Annotated in this window: 11 protein-coding genes and 1 tRNA gene; 6 read left to right on the top strand and 6 right to left on the bottom strand. The window is 72.4% G+C overall.

Annotated features, from left to right (window positions below; translation table 11 throughout):
• Window positions 1–377: 377 nt before the first annotated feature.
• Both AB0G63_RS03800 and AB0G63_RS03795 read right to left on the bottom strand, forming a co-directional pair.
• On the bottom strand, window positions 378–2,957 hold the full coding sequence (locus tag AB0G63_RS03800) for an FtsX-like permease family protein (protein ID WP_360743729.1): 2,580 nt from the start codon (window positions 2,955–2,957) through the stop codon (window positions 378–380).
• Window positions 2,954–3,742 (bottom strand): ABC transporter ATP-binding protein, encoded by a 789-nt coding sequence (locus AB0G63_RS03795; protein ID WP_360743726.1) that lies wholly within the window; start codon window positions 3,740–3,742, stop codon window positions 2,954–2,956. The genes AB0G63_RS03800 and AB0G63_RS03795 overlap by 4 nt, the downstream gene beginning before the upstream one ends.
• A gap of 498 nt (window positions 3,743–4,240) precedes the next feature.
• On the opposite strand from AB0G63_RS03795, the gene AB0G63_RS03790 reads away from it, so the two are divergent.
• Window positions 4,241–5,737, top strand: coding sequence for an MFS transporter (locus AB0G63_RS03790; RefSeq protein ID WP_360743723.1), 1,497 nt, complete (start codon window positions 4,241–4,243; stop codon window positions 5,735–5,737).
• Between the two features lie 136 nt (window positions 5,738–5,873).
• Here AB0G63_RS03790 and AB0G63_RS03785 read toward each other — a convergent pair whose 3' ends face one another.
• From AB0G63_RS03785 to AB0G63_RS03775, 3 genes are all read right to left on the bottom strand, one after another.
• Window positions 5,874–6,761, bottom strand: coding sequence for a cellulose-binding protein (locus AB0G63_RS03785; RefSeq protein ID WP_360743720.1), 888 nt, complete (start codon window positions 6,759–6,761; stop codon window positions 5,874–5,876).
• Window positions 6,762–7,148: 387 nt separating this feature from the next.
• Window positions 7,149–10,061, bottom strand: coding sequence for an SUKH-4 family immunity protein (locus AB0G63_RS03780; RefSeq protein WP_360743717.1), 2,913 nt, complete (start codon window positions 10,059–10,061; stop codon window positions 7,149–7,151).
• A gap of 10 nt (window positions 10,062–10,071) precedes the next feature.
• Window positions 10,072–11,091, bottom strand: a complete 1,020-nt coding sequence (locus AB0G63_RS03775) for an SMI1/KNR4 family protein (protein WP_360743714.1) — start codon at window positions 11,089–11,091, stop codon at window positions 10,072–10,074.
• A gap of 331 nt (window positions 11,092–11,422) precedes the next feature.
• Between AB0G63_RS03775 and AB0G63_RS03770 the strand changes: the two genes are divergently transcribed.
• Entirely contained in the window at window positions 11,423–11,962 is a 540-nt protein-coding gene (locus tag AB0G63_RS03770; protein WP_360743711.1) for a YwqJ-related putative deaminase, read from the top strand.
• 88 nt (window positions 11,963–12,050) lie between these two features.
• A complete protein-coding gene (locus AB0G63_RS03765) occupies window positions 12,051–12,581 on the top strand; it encodes an SUKH-3 domain-containing protein (protein WP_360743708.1) in 531 nt (176 codons plus the stop codon).
• A 66-nt stretch (window positions 12,582–12,647) separates the two neighbouring features.
• Here the strand turns inward: AB0G63_RS03765 and AB0G63_RS03760 are convergent, their stop codons facing one another.
• Window positions 12,648–13,961, bottom strand: coding sequence for a histidine kinase (locus AB0G63_RS03760; RefSeq protein WP_360743705.1), 1,314 nt, complete (start codon window positions 13,959–13,961; stop codon window positions 12,648–12,650).
• Window positions 13,962–14,128: 167 nt separating this feature from the next.
• Between AB0G63_RS03760 and AB0G63_RS03755 the strand changes: the two genes are divergently transcribed.
• From AB0G63_RS03755 to glmU, 3 genes are all read left to right on the top strand, one after another.
• Complete coding sequence (locus AB0G63_RS03755; RefSeq protein ID WP_360743702.1) at window positions 14,129–15,001, top strand: hypothetical protein; 873 nt, start codon at window positions 14,129–14,131, stop codon at window positions 14,999–15,001.
• Between the two features lie 6 nt (window positions 15,002–15,007).
• Window positions 15,008–15,078, top strand: a tRNA-Gln gene (locus tag AB0G63_RS03750).
• A gap of 124 nt (window positions 15,079–15,202) precedes the next feature.
• On the top strand, window positions 15,203–16,648 hold the full coding sequence (gene glmU / locus AB0G63_RS03745; RefSeq protein WP_360743699.1) for a bifunctional UDP-N-acetylglucosamine diphosphorylase/glucosamine-1-phosphate N-acetyltransferase GlmU: 1,446 nt from the start codon (window positions 15,203–15,205) through the stop codon (window positions 16,646–16,648).
• Window positions 16,649–16,704: the final 56 nt, after the last annotated feature.

The following is a 16,704-nucleotide window of genomic DNA, read 5'->3' as shown; positions in this document are numbered from 1 at the left end:
CCTGTGGACAACCCCGGCTCCCGGCGGGGCCCGGCCTGTGGAAAACCCGCTCGTGGCCGGTCATGGCCGGCGCCCGGCCCGGGGAGCACCGGGCTGGGAGACAACCGGCCTCGCGGACTGTGCCGGGCCCGGGGACCACCGGGCTCGCGGCCCTCATCCCGGCCCGTGGGAAACCGGCTCGCAGCCGACGCCCGGCCGCTGAGAAGCGGGGGCTCGCGGCCGCGCCGCGGACGGTGCCGGCCCCGGGCGGGCGGAGCGCGGACGGGGACGTAAGCGGCCCGGTGCCGAGAAGTCCCCCGTGACTTCTCGGCGCCGGGCCGGTCCCCCGTGATTCCGGTGATCTCCCTGATCCCCGCAGTGCTCCCCGCGCGCGGTGGCTACTCCGTCGCGATCGCGTTCAGGACGTTCATGCGCCCCGCCCGGAACGCCGGGACCAGCGCCGCGAACAGACCCACGAAGGCCGAGCCGACGAAGACCGCGATGATCGTCGGCCAGGGGATGTCCAGCACCTTCAGGCCCTCCAGGGCGAGCAGCTTCTGCGCGGTCGCGCCCCAGCCCATCCCCAGGCCCAGGCCCAGCAGGGCGCCGAACAGGGCGATCACCACCGACTCCATGCGGATCATCCGGCGCAGCTGCCGCCGCGACAGGCCGATCGCCCGCATCAGGCCGATCTCCCGCGTCCGCTCGACCACCGACAGCGCCAGGGTGTTCACCACACCGAGGACCGCGACGATGATCGCCAGCGCCAGCAGGCCGTAGATCATGTTCAGCAGCTGGCCGATCTGGTCCTTCAGGTCCTGCTTGAAGTCGGTCTGGTCGCGCACGGTGTACTGCGGGTAGTCGTGCAGCGCCGTCTTCAGCGATTTGTACGCGGCGTCCTGCTGCCCGTCCTTCGCGGTGGCGAAGATCATCTGGTCCAGCGGCATCCTGTCGGCCGGCACGTACTCGGCGAGCGTGGCGATGGAGATGTACTTGGCTCCGGCGTCGATGACGACGTCGCTGCTGGTGATCGCGCGGACCGTCAGGCGGGCGGTGCCGCCGTCCTTGAATTTCACGTCGATCTTCGACCCGAGGCGGATGCCGTGCGCCTCGGCGAACTTCTCGTGCACGGACATCGAGTCCGGCAGGTAGGCGTCCTTCAGGTCCCCGGCGACGGTCTTGGTGCGCAGGTCGGTCGCGTACGACGGGTCGGCCGCCGTGATGTCGGTGTTCTTGAGCGTCTTGCCGTCGGGCGTGGTGTAGTCCGCCTCGGTGGTCTTGTACTCGGTGACCCGCTCCAGGCCCGGCACCGACTTGACCGCCTTCACCGCCTCGGGGGTGATCAGCTGCCCGCTGTCGGACTGCATGATGAAGTCCGTACCGACGGTCTTGTCGAGCTGGTCCGTCGCCGACGCCACCATGGACGAGCCGACCACCGACAGGCAGGCCACCAGCGCCAGGCCGATCATCAGCGCCGCGCCGGTCGCGCCGGTGCGGCGCGGGTTGCGCAGGGCGTTGCGCTCGGCCATGCGGCCGATGGGGCCGAAGACCCTGAGGACGACCGCGCCCAGCATCCGCACCAGAGCGCCGGCCAGCAGCGGGCCGATGACCACGAAACCGATCAGCGACAGCAGCACGCCCAGGCCGAGCCACAGCGAGCCGCCCTTGGCCTTGTCGGCGGCCGCCGCGAGGTACAGGGCACCAACGCCGGCGCCGGTGAGCACCGTGCCGGTCACGGCCCGGACGCGGCCCGCGCGGGCGTCCGCGGGAACACCGGCGTCGCGCAGCGCGGCCATCGGCGAGATCTTCCCGGCGCGGCGGGCGGGCAGGTAGGCGGCCAGGATCGTGACGACGACGCCCAGCACCACGCCGGCCACCGGGGTCGTCCAGGCGATGGTGAGGTCGTCCGTGGACAGGTGCATGTCCATCTGGCCCATCAGCTTCATCAGCCCGACCGCGATGCCGATGCCCGCGCCGACGCCGAGGACGGAACCGAAGACGCCGAGCAGCAGCGCCTCGGCCAGAACCGACCGGTTGACCTGCCTGCGGGAGGAGCCGATGGCCCGCATCAGGCCGATCTCCCTGGTCCGTTGCGCGACCAGCATCGAGAAGGTGTTGATGATCAGGAAGATGCCGACGACGAAGGCGATCCCGGCGAAGCCGAGCAGCGCGTACTTCATGACGTTCATGAAGCCCTCGACGCTCTTCTGGTTGGCGTCGGCGGTCTCCTTGGCGGTCTGCACCTGGTAGCCGGCGCCGAGCGCGGCGACGACGTTCTTCTTCAGCTGGGCGTCGCTGACGCCGGCGGCGGCCGTGACGTTGACGTTCGTGTAGACGTCCGGCTCGCCGACCAGGGTCCGCTGCGCAGTACGCGTGTCGAGGTAGAAGATCGCCGCGCCCGGGTTGGTGACCTGGAAGGCCGCGATGCCGGAGATCTTCGCGGTGTGCGTGCCGACCGCGCTGATCACGCCGAGTTCGTCGCCGAGCTTCAGATGGTGCTTGTCGGCGGTGTCGGCGTCGACCATGACCTGGTCGGGTTCCTTGGGCGCGGCACCCGAGGTGATCTTCATGGTGCGGGCGTCGTTGCCGTTCCAGCTGCCGACGATGGTCGGCCCGCCGTTCTTCGGCGACAGGCTGTCCTTGTCGGCGTCCACGACGGTCACGGAGGTGGAGAAGACGGTCCCCTCCGCCGACTTCACGCCCTCAGCCTGACGGACCTTGCCCACCACGGACGCCGGCAGGACCGGCGGCCTGCCGGTGTCGGAGGTCGTCTGGCCGGTGTCGGAAGCGCCCTTGGCGCTGACCGTCACGTCGGAGGAGGTCGCCGCGAACAGCTTGTCGAACGTCGTGTTCATCGTGTCGGTGAACACGAGCGTGCCGCACACGAACGCCACGGACAGCAGGACCGCGACCGCCGACAGGGCCATCCGCCCCTTGTGCGCGAAGAAGTTGCGCATCGAGGTTCTCAGGACGGTCATGACGTGCGCCCCCGGGCGTCGAAGTCCTTCATGCGGTCCAGCACGGCCTCGGCGGTCGGGCGCTGCATCTCGTCGACGATCCGGCCGTCGGCGAGGTAGAGCACGCGGTCCGCGTAGCTGGCGGCCACCGGGTCGTGGGTGACCATGACGATGGTCTGGCCCAGCTCGTCCACCGAGCGCCGCAGGAAGCCGAGCACCTCCGCACCGGCGCGCGAGTCGAGGTTGCCGGTCGGCTCGTCACCGAAGATGATCTCCGGCCGCGCGGCCAGGGCACGGGCCACCGCGACACGCTGCTGCTGACCGCCGGAGAGCTGGGTGGGCCGGTGCTTGAGCCGGTCGGACAGTCCCACGGTGTCCACGACCCGCGCCAGCCACTGCTTGTCCGGCTTCCGCCCGGCGATGTCCATGGGCAGGGTGATGTTCTCCAGCGCGTTCAGCGTCGGCAGCAGGTTGAACGCCTGGAAGATGAACCCGATCCGGTCCCGGCGCAGCTGCGTGAGCTTCTTGTCCTTCAGGCCGGTGATCTCGGTCTCGTCCAGGTAGATCTGACCGCTCGTCACCGTGTCGAGACCGGCGAGGCAGTGCATCAGCGTGGACTTGCCGGACCCCGAGGGGCCCATGATCGCGGTGAACCGGCCGCGGGCGATGTCCACGTCGACGTGGTCGAGAGCGACGACACGGGTCTCCCCGGCCCCGTACGCCTTGACGACCTGTCGCGCCCGCGCGGCAACGGCCGTACGCCCTCCAGTGCCCCCGTGCCTGGGAATGGTCACGGCCGAAGTCATGATGAGTCTCCTCTGTGGGTGGATCGGTGAACCGCACGAACTCGGTACGCCGATGAGTCTGGTCCGTCGAGGGGGTCCCGCGCGCTGGTGCCCGGCACCGTCTTGCGCGGGGGGAAAACCCCACCCCACCGGTCGGGCAGGCCGCCCCCCGACGGCCTCCCGACCACCCCTCGGCGGCGTAAAGCCAGGCTAAGGACACCCCCGGCCCGTCTCGTCCTCCGGCGGTACGACCCCTCCCCGAGCCGTAGTACGGATCTCCCCCTAGGGGTCGGTCTCCCTGAGGCGCAGGACCCGTCGGGCGCGGGGCGGAGGACCCCCTCGGGGAGCCCTGCCGCCGCCCGGCCCGCTCAGGGTGCACCCTGCCGCGACGTGAGGATCAAGTGGGAGAGTGTCCGGGGCACGACAGACGCAAGTGTCCGGGGCACAACGGACGCGAGTGTTCCGGGCACAACGGACGCGAGTGTTCCGGGCACAACGGACGCGGGGGAGGGAACCGGCGTGGGCGGGACGAGACCGGCGGCACGCGCGGTGACACGGCGCACCACGACCGACCGGCGCGGGGCCGTCGTGGCCGCCCTGATGCTCGCGATGGCGCTGCCGGCGCTGGACTCCACCATCGTCTCGACCGCCGTCCCGCAGATCGTCGGCGACCTCGGCGGCTTCGCCGTCTTCTCCTGGCTGTTCTCGGGCTATCTGCTGGCCGTCACGGTGACCCTGCCGGTGTACGGCAAGCTGTCGGACACCTTCGGCCGGAAACCGGTGCTGGTCGCGGGCGCGGCGGTGTTCCTGCTGGGTTCGCTGCTGTGCGGCGCGGCCTGGAACATGGGCACGCTGATCGCCTTCCGGATCGTCCAGGGGCTCGGCGGCGGCGCCCTGCAGGGCACGGTGCAGACGCTCGCCGCCGACCTGTACCCGCTCGAGGAACGCCCCAGGATCCAGGCCAGGCTCTCCACGGTCTGGGCGGTGTCCGCGGTCGCGGGACCCGCCCTGGGCGGTGTGCTGGCCGCCTACGCGGACTGGCGCTGGATCTTCCTCGTCAACCTCCCGATCGGCGCGGTCGCGCTGTGGCTGATCGCCCGCCACCTGCACGAACCGGAACGGAAGCCGGCCGCCACGCGGGCCCGCGTCGACTGGGCGGGCGCGCTGGCGGTGTTCGCGTGCGGGGGCGTGCTGCTGACGGCGCTTGTGCAGGGCGGGGTGGCCTGGCCGTGGCTGTCGGGACCGTCGTACGCCCTGTTCGCCGCGGGGCTCGCGCTGGCCGGGCTCGTGGTGTGGGTGGAGCGCCGGGCGGCCGAGCCGATCATCCCCGGCTGGGTGTGGCGCCGCCGCACGATCGCCGCGGTCAACCTCGCGCTGGGCGCGCTGGGGCTGCTGATGGTGGCGCCGACGGTGTTCCTGCCGACGTACGCCCAGGCGGTCCTGGGACTCGCCCCGGTGACCGCCGGTTTCGTGCTGTCGGTGTGGACGCTGAGCTGGCCGGTGTCGGCCGCCCTGAGCCAGCACGTGTACCGGCGCATCGGATTCCGCAACACCGCCATGCTCGGCATCGGGGCGGCGGCCGCCATCCTGTTCGCGTTCCCGTTCCTGCCCTACCCGGGCGCGGCCTGGCAGCCGACGCTGCTGATGCTGCTGCTCGGCGCCTCGCTCGGCCTGTTCCAGCTCCCGCTGCTCGTGGGCGTGCAGTCGACGGTGGTCTGGTCGGAGCGCGGCACCACGACGGCTTCGGTGCTGTTCTGCCGCCAGACCGGCCAGACGGTCGGCGCGTCCGTCTTCGGCGCGGTGGCCAACGGGGTGCTGGCCTCCCGCCTGGGCGGCGCCGGCGACCTGGACACGGTGACGCGGGCCCTCGACACCGGGACCGCGCCGGAGGCCACGCGCCGGGCGGTCGCCGACGCGGTGCACGCGGTGTACCTCGGCGCGTCCTGCGCCGCCGCCGTGGCCTTCCTGGTCCTGCTCCTGCTGGCCCCGCGCCGCTTCCCGGTCCTGAAGGACTGACGGGCGGGGTTCGGGGTGGGCGGCCTTCGGGAGGCGCGCGATGGGTGGAAAGCGCTCCCGGATTCGCCGGTCACTCCCCGGGACCCGCACCGGTCTTTCCCCGGCGTTCGCGGGCCACTCCCCCGGCGTTCGCGGGTCACTCCCCGGGTGCCGACCCCGTGAGCGCCGTGAGACTGGCCCGCACATGGTCCATCTGCGCCCGCACGTCGTCCCACCGCTCCCCGTGCTCGCGCAGCACCCGCTCCGTCTCCCGGGCGATCCGCTCCTCGTGCCCGCGCGCCTCGGCGATGATCTCGGCGGCACGCGCGTGTGCCTCCTCCTGGCAGCGGCCCGCGGTCTCCTCCGCGTCCGCGACCGCCTGCTCCGCCTCGGACAGCACCGCCTGCGCCGCCGCCACCCGCTGGGCCTCCCGCGCCTCCAGAGCGGCCACCCGGGCGGCGTCCTCCCGCTCGGCGCGGACCAGGCGTTCGGCGTTCTCCTTGGCCTGCTCGGCGAGCATCGCAGAGGTACGCCGGCCCATCTCACGCAGCGCGGCCAGCGCCTCGCCACGGCTGGCCTTCACCTCGCGCCGGGCGGCGACCCGGATCTCGTCGGCCTCGGCGCGCGCCGCCTGGAGGCACTGCCGGGCGCGTTCCTCGGCGTCGGCGCGCACGGCGTCGGCGTGCGCCTGTGCGGCGTCCCGCACTCCGTCCGCGCGCGCCTGCGCCTCCTCCACGAGACGCTGCGCCTCCCGTCGCGCGTCCTCCCGCACGGCGGTGGCCTCCTCCTGCCCGAGCTCGAACAGGCGCCGCGCACGCTCCCCGAGCGCCTCGTACGTCTGCGGCGCGAGCTGTGCCACCGTCTCCCGCAGCCGCGCCGCCTCCGCCTCCATCTCCTTGGCGAGCACGGTCAGACGGGCGGCCCGCTCCCAGGCGGCGTCCCGGTCACGGGAAAGAGCGGCGGCGTACGCGTCGACTTGGTCGGGACGGTAGCCGCGCCCCCGTACGGCCACGAACCCGTGGAACGAGACCGGTGCGCTGCTCATCCTGCAACCCCTCTCCGCCGAACGGATGCGGCATGATGATTCGCGCACATCTTGATGTACCGGATGTAAGGGCTCATAACGCGACACTCCGCGCGCCGGTCCCGTCACGCGCCCGGGTTGCGGGCCCGCTCGCGCGTACGGGACACGGGCACCCACGCGAGCACGGGCGCGCACGCAGCACGGGCACAGGCACGCACGCAGCACGGGCACGGGCATGGGCGCGCCGCGAACGGGGCGCGGTCAAGGCCCCTCCGGTCACGGGCAGGCGCGCGGGGCGCGGCTACGGGCGCGGGTCCTGCCGGGCGGGTCGGCCGGGGGCATGCGGAAGGGCCGGGACCGGTCTCCACGACCAGTCCCGGCCCCACAGGCAGGCGGAGGTTCAGCGCGTCACAGCAGGCCGTCCCACATCTGCTCCAGCAGCACCGACCACCAGCTCTCCGGCGACCCGAGCGCCGCCGGGTCGAGAGAGGCCAGCTGGGCCTGGAAGTCGACGGTCCAACGGCCCGCCTGCTCCTGGTTCAGCCCGAACCGCAGCCGCCACATCCGTCCGAGCAGCGCCAGGCACCGCTGGAACTCGAGCAGCCCCGTGTTCACGAACTGCGGCGGCACCGGCGCTCCGCCGGGCCCCGCCTCCACCGGCACGGCCACGATGTTCGCCGTCCCGTACTGCACACAGATCGCCCTGCCGAAGTCGCTGCCCATCACCAGGTACGAGCCCGCGTCCGCGGCCGGCTGCACGCCGCGCTCCTGCGCCAGCTCGGCCAGCGTCGGCACCGGCCGCCCCGGCTGGGCCTGCGCCCAGAAGAACGGGTTCATGTCCATCGGCAGCCCCGCCACCACCAGCGAGTGCGCCACGACCGGCGGCACCCCCTGCCGGGACACGGCCGCCTGCTCGAACCGGAAGATCCCCGGCCCGAAGGCCCCGGCCAGCTCCTGCGCGACGCCCTCCGGAGGAATCGGCGGCACCGCCTGCACCGGCGGCAACGGCGCACGCACCGGCGCCGGCCGCGCCGGCCCGTCCGCCACCTGGTGCAACTCGCCCTGGTGCGCCAGCAACTGCCGCATGCCCTGCTGCCGGCTCGCGTGGTCCGTCCCGTACGGCGCGATGCTCGTGATCCGCGCCTGCGGCCACTGCTCCCGGATCATCCGCGCGCAGTACGCGCCCGGCAGCTCGCACGACTCCAGCTCCGTGTGGAGTTCCAGCACCTGGTCCGGCGGCACGTTCATCGCACGCAGCTCGTGGAAGATCTGCCACTCCGGGTGCGGCGTCCCCGGCGCCGACCGCCTGATCAGCTGCTGCTCGGAACCGTCCTGCGCGCGGTAGCGCAGCACGGCCTGATAACCGGGACCGACCGTCGGCTGAGCCTGCTGCTGCGGATAGCCATAGGCGGGCGGCGACTGCTGCCCTGGCGGCGACATGGGCGGCTGCGCCGACATGGGCGGCTGCGGCGACATAGGGGGCTGCGGCGACATGGGCGGCTGGGGAGCGCCCGACGCCATGCCGGGCGCACCCGGAGCGCCCGGAACACCGGGTGCGCCGGGGGCGGACGGCGGCGGGGGCACGCCGGGGCCGCCCGCCGGGGGCGCGGCGAACATGGTCTGCGCCTGGTGAACGGCGCCCGCAGCGCCCGCAGGGGCGCCCGGCGGCTGCGGCGCGCCCGGGGCACCGGGCATACCGGGGGCGCTCGGGGCACCGGGCGCGCCGGGCGGGTTCTGCGTGCCCGGGGCGCCAGGAGCAGCGGGTGCGCCGGGGGCACCGGGCACACCCGGGGCGCCCGGCGGCTGCGGCGCGCCCAGGGCGCCGAGCTGACTCGGGTCGGCGAGCATCGTCGCGGCGTGGTGCACCCCGCCCGGAGGCGTACCGCCGGGCGCGTTCGGCGCACCGGGCGGACGGGGGGCGCCCGGCGGCTGCGGTGCGCCGGGGCCTTCGGGCCCCTCGGGGCCGAGCGCCGACATCAGCTGCGTCGGCACGTACCCGCCCGCGGGGCCGCCCGGCGCGCCGGGGGCCTGCGGCGGCGCAGGCGGGCTAGCCGGGCGCGCGCCCGGCGTGCCGGGAGCGCCGGGCACGCCCGGCGGAGGCGGCGGATTCACGCCCCCGCGCGCACGACGCGGCGGCGGGGCCGCCTTGCTCGTGGCGGCCTCGGCGATGTCCCCTGCGTTCGACGCGAGCGGCCGGGCCGGACCGGCCGGCGGCTGCGGAGCACCCGGGACACCGCCGGGCGGCGTCCCCTGCGGACCGCCCGGTGGAGACAGCGGAGGCGGAGGAGGCGGAGTACCCGGAGCCGACGGAGCCGCCGGAGCACCGGACGGTGCCTGCGGGTAGCCGTACGACGGCGCGGGCGGCGGTGTCGCGCCCGGCGCTCCAGCGCCCGGAGGGGGCGTGCCCGGCACGGGCGGAGGCGGCGGCGTGCTGCCCGGCGCCGCCGGGAACGCGGGCACCCCCGGCGCACCACCCTGCGGGCCACGCGCGCCCGGCACGCCGTGCCCCGCCGACGCGTTCGGATCACCGAGCGCCGGCGTCACCGCCGTCGGCGGCAACTGGCTGCCGCCCGACATCAGTGCCGTCTGGGCATCCGGCGGCGTGTCGTCGGACAGCTCGCTCAGCTGTGGCGCGAACACCGTCGCGGGCAGCGGCACCGAACGGTCCTCGCCCGCATCGGCGTTGGTATCGGTCCCGGCCCAGGGAGTCGCCCCCTCGGGCACCTCCGGCGCGCCGGGAGCCCCGTGCGCCCCTGCGCGAGCACCAGCGCCGGTCCGCGCCGCGCTGTCAGCGCCCGCCCCGGCCTCCGGCCACTCCGCACGCCCCCCGCCCGGAACCCCGGCCTGCGTCTCAGCGAGCCCCGCACCCGCCGAAGCACCGTCGGCAGCCGCGCCCGCCCCGGCACCCGTATCGGCCCCGGCACCCGCGCCGGTCCGCCGATCCGGAATCCCCAGCTTGTCCGCCGCCTCCTGCAACCACTCCGGCGGACTCAGCAAGAACGACGTCTGATTCAGATCCACCCGCGCCGGAGCGGCCGGCACCGGCGCATCGGCGACATCGGGACGGCCGTACTCCTCCTCGTACCGGCGGATCACCTCACCCACCGGCAGCGCGGGCCACAGCGTCGCCTCACCGCTGTCCCGCGCGATGACCAGCCGCTGCCCGCCCCCGTCCGAACGCGGCCCCTCCGCACGGTCCTCGCCCCACACCACGAACCCCAGCTCGAACTCCCGCACCCGCACCTCACGATGCTGATACGAGGGCACGTCACCGTTGATCCACTCCTCGCCGCGCTCCTGCACCTGCGCGAACGTCACCATGGCCCGAACCTCACTCCCCCACCGACGACACCGGCACCGCACGCGCGAAGCCGCCGTCCACCATCAGGTTCGCCACGGTCTCCAACTCCGGCGGAGAACCCGCCAGCCGCGACAGGAACACGTCGAAGTCCTCACCGCACGGCAGCAGCAACCGCTCCACCCGCTCCGCCGGCGACCACGACGGATCCACATCACGCACGTCGTCGTACGCGCAGAACCACACCGAACCGACCCGCTCGCCCTTCACCTTCACCGCGAGCAGACCACCCTGCACGAAACCGACGCTCAGATAGTCCTTCGTCAGATGATCACGCAGACACTTGTTGACGTACACCAGATCGTTGACCGCCGCCTCGTCCCGCACCGTGAAGAACGGCTGGTCGATCAGCAGCCCCAACTCCGCGTCCAGCGCCGTGCCGACCGGCGCGCACCCGCCCGCCGCCTTCAGGAACGACCGGTACGCACCCGGCAGCCGGTACCCGAGATCCTCCTCGACCCCCTGCACCTGCGACTCCGTCACCGCCACACCCGACTTCGGCAGCCCGAAGTGCGCCGGACGGGTCTCCTGCAACGGCCGCGTACCCCGCTTGTCCTGGTCGACGTTCGCCGTCGCGATCCCGCCGTGATGCCGCAGCAGCGCCTTCACCTCGACCGGCACCAGCTCCAGCCGCCGGCCACCCGCCACGTGATGCCACGTCCAGCCGTGCGGCGTCGCCACCGACGGCACCGTGTCCCACAGCTCGTGCCCCGACGCCGCCAGCGCCGCGTTCGCCGACACATAGTCGGTCAACCGCAACTCGTCGACACCGAAACCCTCCGGAGGCTCGGCGATCTCCGCCACCGCCCGCGCATAGGGCGAGAAGTCCGGATAGCCACGCTCGTCCACCCGCACCCCCCTCGGATGACGGGCCGCCCGGACCGGATCCGGAAAGTGCACGACCTGCCCGGCATAGGCCGCGTTCGGCGGCGCGGCTTGCCCCCCGGCCTGGCGGCCGGGAGGTGCCCCCAGCCCGAGCCGACCTGTCGTCATCGCGGTTGCCCCCTGCGGCACTCTGTACGACCCGTAGTGACCCGCCTCGGCCCACTACGCCCCGTATCGACTGTCTCGTCCGTCCCGACTTCCGTCGCGACTCCCGCCACGCATGTCACTGTCCGTCGACCGCGTGGAGAGCGGTGCCGACAGCCTATGCGGTACGCCCGCACCGGTCACCGGGCACCGGCCGGTCACCCTCCGCTTCCGTGACCAGCCGTCACAGCGCCGTGACAGCCTGCCCAAACACTGGCGTGTCGCACCGCCTCAGCTTCCGCACCCGCCACGCGATTTGGCACTCTGTGTCGTCCGGGGGGACGCTCGGGAGGGAATGACGATCATGAACGCCACGCAGACGGGACCACACTCGGCACCGCGCACGGGCACCTCGTCCGGCGACCCCCGCATCGGCTGGAGCGCCGCCGAGGCCCCGCACGCCCCCGTCCTCCGCCACCGCCGCGACGGCATACTCCCCACCGTCGCCGCCGCCCTCTCCGTCCGCGGCGCCACCCTCACCGGCACCGCCGCCCGCGGCGACCAGCCACCACCCCTGCACCCCCTCGTGCAGGACTTCCTCGACACCCTCACCAGCGCCCAGCGCGACCGCTTCACCGGCCGCTGCGCCGAGACGATCCTCATCTCCCGCCACATCACAGCCGCCGACGCCGCCCGCACCAAACGCGCCGCCCGCAAACCCATGACCAACGGCGAAGCCCGCAAAGCCCTCAAACAAGCCAAACTCACCACCCGCCGCATCCGCGAGGACGGCGACCCCCTGCACGGCAGCTTCGCCGCACCCTGCCGCGCCTGCACCGCCCTCAGCGCCCACTTCGGCGTCCGCATCGTCGACCCCACGACGACAGACCGCTGACCCCCGCACCCACCCCCGACCCATTCCCACCCAGCACTCCGGCAAGACGGCCCCCGGCCGGTCCCTGACCTCGACGAACGAAGGGCAGATGCACCCCGACCGCACCTCCACCCCCCATCCCGGCTTCGCCCGACCCGGGGGATCCCCACCACGCTTCCCCGTACCCGTCGACGCCGCCCTGCGCGCCGCAGGCTGGCAACCCGGACGCTGGGACATAAGACAAGCCGAGATCTGGGCCGACACCCTGCGCGACCACACCTCACCCGCCGGGCACCGCCACGCGGTCTTCCCGGCGGCCGTCGAAGCATGGGCCGAATTCGGCGGCCTGCACCTCACCCCCACCGGCCCCGGCCGACAACTCGCCCCCGCCACCGTCCACATCGACCCCCTGCACGGCCTCCACATGGCCCGCACCCTCGGCGACCTCGGCCGCGCCCTCGGCACCGACGTCAGCCCCCTCGGCGCCGAGACCGACACCACCGCCGTCCTCGCCATCGACGCCGCAGGCCGCGTCTACGCCCTCGACCACACCGGCGACTGGTACCTCGGCCCCGACATCGACCAAGCCCTCACCGGCCTCGTCGCAGGAATAGAACCAGTACGCCTCACCGCCGGCTGACCCCCGCACGAACAGCAGGACCGGACGCGCGCAACCGTGCCGCACCCCCGCACGACACCCCCGGCGCTACGACGCCGGAATCACCGCCGACACCCGGAACCCCCCGGCGTCCGTCGGCCCCGACACGAACACACCACCCAGCGCCACGACCCGCTCCTTCATCCCCACCAGCCCATTGCCCCCGGACGGCAGCCGCGCCGACGACGCCGACGCCGGCTCCGGGGGCGGCTCGTTCTCCACCTGCATCGCGATCTCCGCCGCCCGGTGCGCCAGCCGCACATGCGTCTTCGCCCCCGCCGCATGCTTGTGGACGTTCGTCAACGCCTCCTGCACCACGCGGTACGCCGTCTGCTCGATCTCAGCCGCGTACGACCGCTTCTCCCCCTCCACCGACAGGTCCACCACCATCCCCGCCGCCGCCGACTGCCCCAGCAACTCGTCCAGCTCCGACAGACACGGCCCCTCCCCCTCCTCCGCATCCGGCACAGCCGCCGCGGCCACCACGCCCGACACCGCCCCCACCGCCGCCAACGGCACGGGCCGCTCACGCCCCCGCACCCCGTCCCCACTGCGCAGCACGCCGAGCATCTCCCGCAACTCCGTCAGCGCCTGCCGCCCCATGTCCCCCACCAGCACGGCGTTCCGGACCGCCTTCTCCGGATCCTTGCGAGCCACCGCCTGCAACGCCGCCGCGTGCACCACCATCAGACTCACCCGGTGCGCCACCACGTCGTGCATCTCACGCGCGATCCGCGTCCGCTCCTCGTTCCGGGCCCACTCGGCCCGCTCCTCCGCCCGCTCCGCCAGCAACTGCAGCTCCCGCTCCAGGCTGTCGGCCCGCTCCCGCAAGCTCTCCATCAGCCGCCGCCGAGCCCCCACATACAGGCCCAGCAGAAGCGGCGGCGCGGTCATCCCGACAGCCGTGGTGATAGACGCGAACGGCACGAACCAGTCACCGAGATCCAGATCACCGTGCGCCATGTCCTGCCGCACCCGCACGAACATCACGATCAGCATCCCGACCAGCGACATACCGGCCAGCGACCCGATGATCCGCCGCGGCAGCTCGGAAGCGGCGAGCGTGTACAGGCCGACGATGCCCATCAAATAGCCCATCTGGGCCGGAGTGATGGCGATCGACACCAGCACCACCGCGATCGGCCACTTACGACGCACCAACAACGCCGAGCCGGCCAGCACCCCGAACACCACACCGGCCGCCGCCGGAATCCCCGCGTCCCGCGCGAACTCGATCCCCTCCGCCGCGCACTCCAGCGCGGACACCGACGCCAGACCGGCGTCCAGCGCCGCGCTGCGCCACCTGGCCCACCACCACGGCCCTCCCGCGGCCGTCGCGTGGTCTTCCCCCGTCGTGGTCATGGCTCCAGCCTAGATGCGCCCGGGTGGGGTTTTCCGTCCAGTTTCCACGACTGGCCTACACCACACCGCGTAACCGAACGGGCGCGAAACCACCCGATATCGCTCGAACTGCTGAACCGCACACCGTTCGACCGCGGAACGCCCCGTTCCGCCTGGACGGTATGCCTATGGCACACCCACAGAGCAAGTACGCGGATTTCGAGGGCCTGCGCGAGCAGGCCGTGGCGCTGCGGCGCCAGGGCTACACCCTCCGGCAGATCCGCGACGAGCTGAAGGTCTACAACAACGACATCCTCAACCAGCTGGTGAAGGGAGAACCGCCACCGAAGTGGACGAAACGCCCCCGAGCAAAGGACGACCTGCGGGCCAGGGCGCGCGAGCTGCGGCTCCCGGGCTGGACGTACGACCAGATCGAGGTGGAGCTGGGCTGCTCGAAGAGTTCGGTCTCCCTGTGGGTGCGGGATCCACCGAAGCCGGAGCCTCGCTACACACCGGAGGAGCAGCGAGCGCTCATGCAGGCCGGGCTGGCACGCCTTCGCAGCGCACAGGACGAGGAACGACAGCGAGTCAAGGAGAGCGCCGCCCGCGAGATCGGCGAACTGACCGACCGGGAGCTCTTCATGGCTGGCGTCGCGCTTTACTGGGCCGAAGGCCAGAAGAGCAAATCGTACAGCCGTCGCGAAGCCGTGCTCTTCGTCAACAGCGATCCTCAAGTGATCCAGGTCCACCTGGCCTGGCTCGACCTGCTGGGTGTGAAGCGGGAGCGCCTGCGGTTCCGCGTGATGATCCACGAGACAGCCGACGTGGCAGGCTCCGAGCGATACTGGGCCGACCTCGTCGGTATCGCCCCCTCCGCCCTCCAGCCGTCGACCCTCAAGAAGCACAACCCCAAGACCGTCCGCAAGAACACCGGCGACGACTATCACGGCTGCCTCGTCATCCGAGTTCTACAGGGAGCCGAGTTGTACCGTCGCATTGAGGGCTGGTGGTACGGCATAGTAGGAGCTGTCCTTCCGGGCGATCTTTCGAACCGGACATAAGGGCATTCCCGGGTCGTCTAAGGGCAGGACAGCGTCTTTTGGTGTCGCTTATGGGGGTTCGAGTCCTCCCCCGGGAGCCCAACTGAGAGTGGGCCCTGACCGCTGCCAGACAGCACCGTCAGGGCCCACTCTCATGTCCTCCGTGAAACGCCCCGGTATCCTGCGGATGTCCCCACCCGTCCACAGCCGAAGGGCAACTCCGTGAGCGCCATCCGCCCGGCAGCCGTCGTCGTTCTCGCAGCGGGTGAGGGCACCCGTATGAAATCGGCCACACCGAAAGTCCTGCACGAGATCTGCGGCCGGTCCCTGGTGGGTCATGTGCTCGCCGCGGCGCGGGAGTTGGAGCCCGAGAACCTGGTCGTCGTGGTCGGGCACGCGCGTGAGCAGGTCACCGCGCACCTCGCCGAGGTCGACCCGGGTGTGCGGACGGCCGTGCAGGCGGAGCAGAACGGCACCGGGCACGCCGTGCGCATCGCGCTGGAGGAGCTCGGCGGGTCGGTCGACGGGACGGTCGTCGTGGTCTGCGGTGACACCCCGCTGCTGACCGGTGGGACGCTGGGGCGGCTGGCGGCCACGCATTCCGCCGACGGCAACGCGGTCACCGTGCTGACCGCCGAGGTGCCCGACGCCACGGGTTACGGCCGGATCGTGCGGGACGACGCCGGGGCCGTGACCGAGATCGTCGAGCACAAGGACGCCTCGGAGGCGCAGCGGGAGATCCGGGAGATCAATTCCGGTGTGTTCGCTTTCGACGGGCAGTTGCTGGCCGACGCGTTGAAGAAGCTGCGTACGGACAACAGTCAGGGCGAGGAGTACCTGACGGACGTGCTGGGGATCCTGCGTGAGGCGGGTCACCGGGTGGGTGCCTCGGTCGCCGGTGACCATCGGGAGATCGCCGGGATCAACAACCGGGTGCAGTTGGCGCAGGCCCGGCGGATTCTGAACGACCGGCTGCTGACGGAGGCGATGCTGGCCGGCGTGAGCGTGATCGATCCGGCGACGACGTGGGTGGACGTGACGGTGACGTTCGAGCAGGACGCCGTCGTTCATCCGGGGACGCAGTTGCAGGGTGCGACGCATCTGGGCGAGGGCGCCGAGGTGGGGCCGAACAGCCGTCTGAGGGACACGCTGGTGGGTGCCGGCGCCCGGGTCGACAACACGGTGGCGAACGGTGCGGAGGTGGGCCCTGGGGCGAGTGTGGGGCCGTACGCGTATCTGCGGCCCGGTACGCGGCTGGGTGCCAAGGGGAAGATCGGTACGTACGTGGAGACGAAGAACGCCTCCATCGGGGAGGGCACGAAGATTCCCCATCTGTCCTACGTCGGTGACGCGACCATCGGTGAGTACTCGAACATCGGGGCGGCCAGCGTCTTCGTGAATTATGACGGACAGGACAAACACCACACGGTCGTCGGGTCGCATTGCCGTACGGGTTCGGACAACATGTTTGTGGCACCTGTCACGGTCGGGGACGGCGCGTACACCGCGGCGGGCTCGGTGATCACGAAGGATGTGCCGCCCGGTTCGCTGGCCGTAGCCCGCGGCCAGCAAAGGAATATCGAGGGTTGGGTGGCTCGTAAGCGTCCGGGGAGCGCGGCGGCGAAGGCGGCCGAGGCGGCTTCGCGGCTCCACGGTGACGAGGACTGACCGGAAACAGGTGCGTGAAACACGGCGTACCGTGATAAGTGCAACCCGCACCCCCA

The organism is Streptomyces sp. NPDC020996 (assembly GCF_040641355.1).
GTDB lineage: Bacteria > Actinomycetota > Actinomycetes > Streptomycetales > Streptomycetaceae > Streptomyces.
Note: the sequence above shows the minus strand (reverse complement) of the source record. Positions and strands in the feature narration are given on the sequence as shown.

Excerpts from the sequence above, each read along its gene's own strand:
- AB0G63_RS03800 (WP_360743729.1), bottom strand. The coding sequence starts at position 2,957 with ATGACCGTCCTGAGAACCTCGATGCGCAACTTCTTCGCGCACAAGGGG.
- AB0G63_RS03795 (WP_360743726.1), bottom strand. The coding sequence starts at position 3,742 with ATGACTTCGGCCGTGACCATTCCCAGGCACGGGGGCACTGGAGGGCGT.
- AB0G63_RS03785 (WP_360743720.1), bottom strand. The coding sequence starts at position 6,761 with ATGAGCAGCGCACCGGTCTCGTTCCACGGGTTCGTGGCCGTACGGGGG.
- AB0G63_RS03780 (WP_360743717.1), bottom strand. The coding sequence starts at position 10,061 with ATGGTGACGTTCGCGCAGGTGCAGGAGCGCGGCGAGGAGTGGATCAAC.
- AB0G63_RS03775 (WP_360743714.1), bottom strand. The coding sequence starts at position 11,091 with ATGACGACAGGTCGGCTCGGGCTGGGGGCACCTCCCGGCCGCCAGGCC.
- AB0G63_RS03770 (WP_360743711.1), top strand. The coding sequence starts at position 11,423 with ATGACGATCATGAACGCCACGCAGACGGGACCACACTCGGCACCGCGC.
- AB0G63_RS03765 (WP_360743708.1), top strand. The coding sequence starts at position 12,051 with ATGCACCCCGACCGCACCTCCACCCCCCATCCCGGCTTCGCCCGACCC.
- AB0G63_RS03760 (WP_360743705.1), bottom strand. The coding sequence starts at position 13,961 with ATGACCACGACGGGGGAAGACCACGCGACGGCCGCGGGAGGGCCGTGG.
- AB0G63_RS03755 (WP_360743702.1), top strand. The coding sequence starts at position 14,129 with ATGGCACACCCACAGAGCAAGTACGCGGATTTCGAGGGCCTGCGCGAG.